Origin of the sequence: Sandarakinorhabdus sp. (assembly GCF_040398645.1) — a bacterium.
Taxonomy (GTDB): Bacteria; Pseudomonadota; Alphaproteobacteria; order Sphingomonadales; family Sphingomonadaceae; genus Sandarakinorhabdus.
The window spans coordinates 1,749-7,306 of the sequence record NZ_JBBATR010000040.1 but is presented as its reverse complement, the minus strand read 5'-3'; the positions used below and the strand labels follow the sequence as shown (position 1 = coordinate 7,306).

Here is a 5,558-nt window from a genome sequence, read left to right as displayed (position 1 = left end):
TCCGGATCGGGCAAATCGACGGTTGGAAAGCTCATCGCCGGCCTGGAAACGCCGCGTTCCGGCCGTGTGCTGGTTGACGGCCGGCCTCATGCCGAATGGCCGCGCGCCGCCCTGGCGGCACGGCTCGCGGTGGTGCGCCAGGAGGTGATGCTGTTCGAAGGCAGCATGAGAGACAACCTCACCTTGTGGGATCAGACCATAGCGGAACCCGACATGATCCGTGCCGCAAAGGACGCGCAAATCCATGACATCATCGCCAGCCGGCCCGGCGGCTATGATGCCCGGATCAGCGAAGGCGGCGGCAATTTTTCCGGCGGCGAAAAGCAGCGCATCGAGATCGCCCGCGCGCTGGCGCTCGATCCGGCCATTCTCATTCTCGATGAAGCGACCAGCGCGCTCGATCCGGTCAATGAACACCGCGTCATGGAAGCGATCCGGCGGCGCGGCATCACCTGCGTGCTTATCGCCCACCGACTTTCGGCGATCCGCGATTGTGATCTCATCGTCGTGCTCGAAAATGGCAAGGTTGCACAAACGGGCACCCACGAAACGCTGATGGCATCGGGCGGCCACTATGCCCGGCTGGTCGAGGCATGAGCGCGGTGCTGACGATCCGCCAGGGCAGTGCGCTGCCGCTGCCGCCGGGTGACGCGGCGTGGCGGCTGGAATCCGGCGCGGGTGAGCTTTATCTCGCGACGCCCGAACGGCAGCGGCTGGTGCGCGATATGGTGGCCGGCGATACCGTCGCAGCGCTTGCGCCGGGCCACGCCACGCTGGTGATGGTTGCAACGGCGCATTGCACATTGCTGCCCTGCGGGGCCGATGCTGCTGGCGTGATCATACGGCCCGACGAACTGGAAAGCGCCTATGCCGCCGAAGACGAAGGCAGGGCGCGGACGCTTGCTGCCAGGATCAGCGCGCGGCCGCCTGCTGGCGGCAACCGGCGCGGCGTTGCGGCAGCTTTGGCAGAAATTGCCGCCGCACTCGGGCTGGAAACCGGCGACAGCAAGGACGGCGCCTGGGATTCAGTCCCCATGCTGGCGCGCGTCGCCGGCATGCGCGCCGCGCGTGTCGTGCTGGCCGATGGCTGGTGGCGCGACGATGCCGGGCCATTGCTCCTGCGCGGCCCCGGCGGGGCTGAGGTTACCGCCGCGCTGTGGTCGCGCGGCCGCTATCGCTGTCAGGGCGTGGTGATCGATGGCGGCAAATACGATGCTTCTGCCTGGCGGCTGTTCGCGCCGCTTGCCCAGGACGTCTCCTCGTTTCGCGGCATGGCGGGCAGCATCATCGGCGGCCTGCGCCAGGAACTGCCCCTCATCGCCTTGGCCGGGCTTGGCACCGCCTTGCTTGGCGTGCTGGTGCCGCTTGCCACCGGCTGGATCTTTGATGACATCGTGCCGTCCGGTGCCGGCGGGCTGCTGATTGCGGCCGGCATCGCGCTGCTGGTTGCGGCGCTGGTTGGCGCCGTCATCGCGTCGGCCCGCACGATGGCGGTGGCGCGTGTCACCGGCCGCGGCCAGACCGCGATGGCGGCAGCCGTCGCCGACCGGGTGCTTCGCCTGCCGGCGCGATTTTTCAAGACAGTCTCGGCCGGCGACTTCAACCAGCGGCTGGAGGCGCTTGACGGCGTCCGCCAGTTGGTCACCAGCGTGCTGCTCAATGCCGGACTGACGCTGGCATTCGCGCTCATCTATCTGGTGCTGCTGCTGAGCTATGATGTCGCATTGACGCTCGCGGGGCTTACCCTGACGCTCGTCTATGCCGGCGGCGTGATCGTCAGCCGTCAGGCGCAAACCGGCCCGCTGCGCGAAGCCGCCGAGCGTGACGGGAAGCTGGCAGGACTGACGTTCGAACTGCTCGAAGGGGTGTCCAAGCTGCGCGCCGCCGCCGCTGAGAACCGTGCTCTCGCGCGCTGGACCCATGCCTACGCCCTCGAACGGGCCGCGGCCGCACGCGGCCAGCGCGCCGCCAATCACTTCGATGCCTTTGCCGATAGCTGGGGCATCGTCACCATGATGGGGCTGTTTGCAACCGCGACATTGCTGGTTCGGGCCGAGGTGCCGCCGGGCCAGTTCATTGCCTTTCTGGCCGCGTTCGCGCTGTTTCAGGGATCGTTCACGACCTTCTGCGAGGCGGTGATGGCAATTCAGACCGCCAAGCCGTTGGCCGACCGCGCCAGGCCGATCTTGCTGGCTGAAGCCGAAGTGGCGCCCGGCCGCGCCGATCCCGGCACGCTCAGCGGCGACATCCAGGCCAGCGGATTGACCTTCGGCTACGACACTGCTGCGGCGCCGCTGATCCACAATCTCAGCTTCGCGATACGGCCGGGCGAACATCTCGCCATTGTCGGCGGCTCCGGCTCGGGAAAATCCACTGTGCTGCGCCTGTTGCTCGGATTCGAAACGCCAACAACCGGCAGCCTGGCGTTTGATGGGCAGGAGCTGGCCAGCCTCGATCCGGTGCGCGTCCGCGCGCAGATCGGTGTGGTCCTGCAATCGAGCCAGTTGTTTGCCGGGACGATCTTCGAAAATATTCGCGGCGCCGCCCAGGCGACGCTCGAAGATTGCCTGACCGCTGCCGCACAGGCGGGCCTCAAGGACGATCTCGACGGCTTCCCGATGGGGTTGCACACCATGATCACCGAAGGCGCCGGCACGCTTTCCGGCGGCCAGCGCCAACGCATTCTCATTGCCCGCGCGCTGGCAGCCAAGCCGCGTATCCTGTTTTTCGATGAGGCCACCAGCGCACTCGACAACGCCACCCAGGCCATCGTTGCGCGTACGCTTGACCAGCTGAAGGCCACCCGCGTCACTATTGCCCACCGCTTGTCAACTGTGCGCAACGCCGATCGGATCTGCGTGCTGGAACGCGGACGCTTCGTTGAAAGCGGGAATTACACCGAACTCATGGCCAGGAACGGCGCCTTCGCCGAACTGGCGCGGCGGCAATTGCTGGAGAATTGACATGCGCAAGGCACTCATCATTCTTGGCGATCTCGACGACCGCGACATCGGCTGGCTAGCGCGGAGCGGGGTGGTGCGCCAGCTGGTGGCAGGCGAACGCCTGATCGATGCAGGACGCGCCATCGATCATCTCTATTTCATCACCGAAGGCAAGTTGCGCGTGACCACCCCGGGCGGCCAGCCTCTGGCGACGCTCGAAACCGGCGAAGTTGTTGGGGAAATGTCGTTCGTCCAAAAGCGCTTGCCGACGGCCAACGTGGCTGCGCTTACCGACTGTCGGGTACTCGCGATTCCCCGGGCTGCGATGCTTGCCGAATTCGCGCTCGATAATGGCATGGCCATGCGGTTCTACCGTGCGATGGCCGTGTTCCTTTCCGACCGATTGCAGGCGATGACCGGCGAGGACAGCGCTGACCTTGATGAGTTGATCCTGGACAATCTCACCCTTGCCGGCGACCGTTTCCTGCGCCTGATAGCCAGGCTGGAGGGCCGCGACATATAATGAAGCTCGGCGGAGGTGATCCGCCGCTCGGGCCCAAGCCGCCGCCTACCCCGCGATAATCCCGTGCGCGCCAACCATCAAGCCGAGCGGGGCTGCGGCGGTGGCGGCCGCCACGATCTGGTTGGTCCGCTCCGAATGCGGAACGATCGCCGGTGGCTCGGCCGGTGTGACCAGCCCCGCAAGCCATAGCGCATCCAGCGTGTTGAGCAGGTCGGCGGCGCTGATCCCGGTGATCGTATCGAGGCGGCCCGGTCCGGTTTCCAGATGACACAGGATGGCGCGCGCGGCTGGATTGTCGAAGCCGATCCGGCCCATTGCCGTCGTGAACGCATAGGTCGCCGTGTCCGCGCGCGCGTGGCCGGTCCAGACTTGCCGCAGCCGATCCGGCACGATGGCGGCCTTGTCGGCCCTTGCGGGCACATCGGCCTTCAAGAAATAGTCGGTGCGGAACGGGCAGTTGAGATAGGTATCGGTGGCGATCTCGCGCGCGCCCGTATCGGCCATGGCAGCCAGGGCCTGGCGCTGCGCCGTACGCAGCAGGAATTCGGGACGCTGGCGGCCAGGATCGGCGTTGCCGGCAAAGCGCAGCCCGCGTCCGTCCATCGCCGCGATCAAGTCGCCCGACCAGATCGGCGCCCAGTGGCGGTTGAGATATTCGTGCGGGAAATAGCCGGCCGGCAGGGTTTCGCGCTTCGCGTCCAGCCAGTCGAGCACGGCTTGAGCGATCAGGCCCTCGGCGCGCAATTGCGCGAGCGCGGCCTCGAACCTCTGCGACCCGGTGCCGGGGAGGGCGGCGGCCCGGTCGAAGATCAGGCGCTGGAACGGGATCAGCGGGGACCAGGCCGGCAAGATATTGTAGCCGATCGCCAAGGTGCCGCCCGGACGCAGCAGATGCGCCGCCAGATCGAGCGCCGCGCCCGCCGCGGCGGTGCTCACCCAGGTGACGACGCCGCGCAGGGCGACATAATCGGCGGTTCCGCAGGCAATGCCGTCCGCCGCTTCGAACGTAGCGCACTGAAAGCTCACATTCGTCAGTCCGATAGCCGCAGCCAGCGCCCGGCCTCGCGCCACATGGTCGGCCAGCGCGTCGATGCCGGCAAACCGGGCTTCCGGGTGAGCGGCGGCGAGCAGGATCAGCCCGACCCCGTCGCCGCACCCCAGATCGACATAAGTGAACGGGCCGCGCGGTTGGCGCGGCGCGGCAAGGCCGCGTTGCGCCAGGATCGCGTCGATCCACGCGGGGGTGAAGCGCTGATCCAGGCCGCTCGGATAGGCCTCATCGTCGACATAGCCGTCGATACCGGCGGCGACGCTGGGCTGAACGGCCTGGACTGCGGCGGTCATGCTCAGGTTTTGGCTTAGAAAACTCCCCTACGCTGAGGCCTGCCCGGGCTCTGGGTCGGAGCCGGGGGCTTAGCAGTTGTGCGATCTCCGCTCCCATCGTTGCCGCTGCGTGCGCCGCCAGCGACCTGATCGAGCTGCGCCTCGTCGATCTCGACGGCGCCGTCGGGGGTGATTGTCGGATCGTCTTTGTCGTTGGTGGACATCATTGGCTCCCGGGTTGAAATGGCTAGGCCTTGTTGCCTGCCTCGACCCGATCGGCCTGGGTCAAGCACCGCATTCTTCGGCAGGATGTTGACGGTGTCAAGGGCGCAAGTGGCCATGCGCACCCCCACCCCGCCTGTCGCCATCATCGGCTCCTTAGTTCAAAAGATGTGGCGTCGCCGCCCGCCCCGACCCAAGCGGCCGGAGCGGTGTGCTCAATTTACAGGATGGGCGGTGCGCCGTTGCCGTCGAAGACTTTCACGCGCGCCCCGCCCCCGGACCCGGATGTCGAGGTGGCTGCCGCTTCGCGGACCTTCTGAACGGCAGGAAGCCCGCCTGCCACGTCGCTCAACTGGGACTCTGTCAATTCGACAGTCCCATCATTTGGGATCCCGTCATTTGGCAGATCGGACATGATATTTTCCTTCAGTTTGGGTCGCCGGATGAGGCCTATTTGTTCGGGCCTACGGCCGGGTCGTAAGGCCCGGAACCTTCGGGATCTTGCTCTCACCCTTGATGCCGTCGAGCTTCAGCAGAAAATCGCTCGC

The 5,558-nt window shown here is 66.6% G+C and carries 5 protein-coding genes; 3 read left to right on the top strand and 2 right to left on the bottom strand.

What is annotated here, in order from left to right; all coding sequences use genetic code 11:
• From ABWP50_RS09670 to ABWP50_RS09660, 3 genes are all read left to right on the top strand, one after another.
• A partial coding sequence (locus ABWP50_RS09670) for an ATP-binding cassette domain-containing protein (RefSeq protein WP_353217789.1) occupies positions 1–597 on the top strand: 597 nt, incomplete at its 5' end.
• Entirely contained in the window at positions 594–2,963 is a 2,370-nt protein-coding gene (locus ABWP50_RS09665) for an ATP-binding cassette domain-containing protein (RefSeq protein ID WP_353217788.1), read from the top strand. The genes ABWP50_RS09670 and ABWP50_RS09665, both read left to right, overlap by 4 nt.
• A 1-nt stretch (position 2,964) precedes the next feature.
• The gene (locus tag ABWP50_RS09660) at positions 2,965–3,465 is read left to right on the top strand and encodes a cyclic nucleotide-binding domain-containing protein (protein WP_353217787.1); all 501 of its coding nucleotides are present in this window, start codon (positions 2,965–2,967) and stop codon (positions 3,463–3,465) included.
• Positions 3,466–3,510: 45 nt separating this feature from the next.
• On the opposite strand, the gene ABWP50_RS09655 is transcribed toward ABWP50_RS09660, so the two are convergent.
• Positions 3,511–4,809, bottom strand: a complete 1,299-nt coding sequence (locus tag ABWP50_RS09655; RefSeq protein ID WP_353217786.1) for a methyltransferase regulatory domain-containing protein — start codon at positions 4,807–4,809, stop codon at positions 3,511–3,513.
• Between the two features lie 421 nt (positions 4,810–5,230).
• A complete protein-coding gene (locus ABWP50_RS09650; protein ID WP_353217785.1) occupies positions 5,231–5,425 on the bottom strand; it encodes a hypothetical protein in 195 nt (64 codons plus the stop codon).
• Positions 5,426–5,558 lie beyond the last annotated feature (133 nt).

Coding starts and splice junctions, on each gene's coding strand:
- ABWP50_RS09665 (WP_353217788.1), top strand. CDS start 594: ATGAGCGCGGTGCTGACGATCCGCCAGGGCAGTGCGCTGCCGCTGCCG.
- ABWP50_RS09660 (WP_353217787.1), top strand. CDS start 2,965: ATGCGCAAGGCACTCATCATTCTTGGCGATCTCGACGACCGCGACATC.
- ABWP50_RS09655 (WP_353217786.1), bottom strand. CDS start 4,809: ATGACCGCCGCAGTCCAGGCCGTTCAGCCCAGCGTCGCCGCCGGTATC.
- ABWP50_RS09650 (WP_353217785.1), bottom strand. CDS start 5,425: ATGTCCGATCTGCCAAATGACGGGATCCCAAATGATGGGACTGTCGAA.